This window comes from Parvibaculum sp. (assembly GCF_035325945.1).
GTDB lineage: Bacteria > Pseudomonadota > Alphaproteobacteria > Parvibaculales > Parvibaculaceae > Parvibaculum.
This window is the reverse complement of record NZ_DAOKYX010000017.1, coordinates 60,159-61,457: the sequence shown is the minus strand read 5'-3', so window position 1 is coordinate 61,457 and position 1,299 is coordinate 60,159. Positions and strand designations below refer to the sequence as shown.

The window sequence follows — 1,299 nt, the reverse complement described above, 5'->3', positions numbered from 1 at the left end:
CCTGCGCCTTCGACGAAATAGTCTTGTAATCGGGTCTCGCATCATCGCTCTCACCTCCCGTTTTCGTCCCGCCATCGTCCCTGCCGGGCGACACAGACAGGGTTCGCCCGCGCATCTGCGAGAGACGCCCTGAACCGTTCGCCTTCATGACGGTTGGAGAGGAACAGCCACCGAGGATCGAGAGCCAGATTTCGGGCCACGCGCTCCTCGCCGAAGCGGATGAGTTCCACGGTCCAGCCATATCGGCGGGCCGTCGCCGTCAGCGAACGGGCGGCGTCGAGATAGCGGTGCCGGCTCAAAAGGTACGTCTCGATACTCTTGAAGTAATGATCGAACCTGACGGGAATGCGGGCGTCGAAACGCTCGAAAGCCGATGCGATCCCGTCTCGGCAAACTGCTGCGATGCAGTCGGCGATCCTGGCAGGGTGTTCATCCGTCATTTCGAGGACCGTACGATCTCTTATGTCGAAATACTCGAAATCATGGGCGAATGACGCATAGACATAGGTGGACTTCTTCAACAGTTGAATCATTGGCAGCGGGGCCGAAGCCGTCGACGACGCCGCTACGGTGCCGCCACTGCCGGAACCTACGAAGAGCGTGCAGTGATGGGTCAGATGCGCTGCTTCCCTCAGAGACAACGTCCCCGCGTAACGAGATCGGTCGTCCTTGAGCTTCATCGGAAGATGCGTGGTGAATATGACCGTCGCATCGGGAAGCCTCGCATAGACCTCGGCAGCGACTGCCTGCGCGAGATCGGGGTTCACGAAGGACTGCCCGCTCTGCGCTGTACATTCGAAAAGAATTCGGTGCCGGAATTTTTCGAGTGACTGGTCGCGAACATATTGCTCGACACGGTCTATCTCATCACTGGTGAGGTTGATCACACTTTCGATCGGGACAGTGATCGGTCTGCCATATGCCCGCAATATGCTCGGCCGGACGGTGCCGTCATAATTCTGAAAGTTCTCCGGGGCGATCTGGGAGAAAATGACGCGATCGAATTCCCCGCCTGCGCAACGCCGAAGCGCTTCACGCTCAAAAATCCGCCACATGGTCTCTGTCTGGCCTCGATCTGCCAGCGGTATCTCCCAAATCTTGTCGACATGCGGGTTATTGGCGAGCAGGTCCGCATTCTGATCGAAGATCGCCCAGGTTATTTGCGCATCCGGGAAGTCCTGTCGGAGTTGCCGGGCGAGGATGGTTGCATAAAGACAGTCACCCTTGGCGCCGAGCTGCGCAAGAAGTACACGCTCCACTTTACAACCCTCACCTACTCGACGCAGTTAAACGGACGCA

At 58.0% G+C, this 1,299-nt stretch carries 1 protein-coding gene; it reads right to left on the bottom strand.

Annotation, left to right across the window (positions count from 1 at the left end; all coding sequences use genetic code 11):
• Positions 1 to 50: 50 nt before the first annotated feature.
• Complete coding sequence (locus PKA57_RS09885; RefSeq protein ID WP_324300050.1) at positions 51 to 1,259, bottom strand: hypothetical protein; 1,209 nt, start codon at positions 1,257 to 1,259, stop codon at positions 51 to 53.
• Positions 1,260 to 1,299 lie beyond the last annotated feature (40 nt).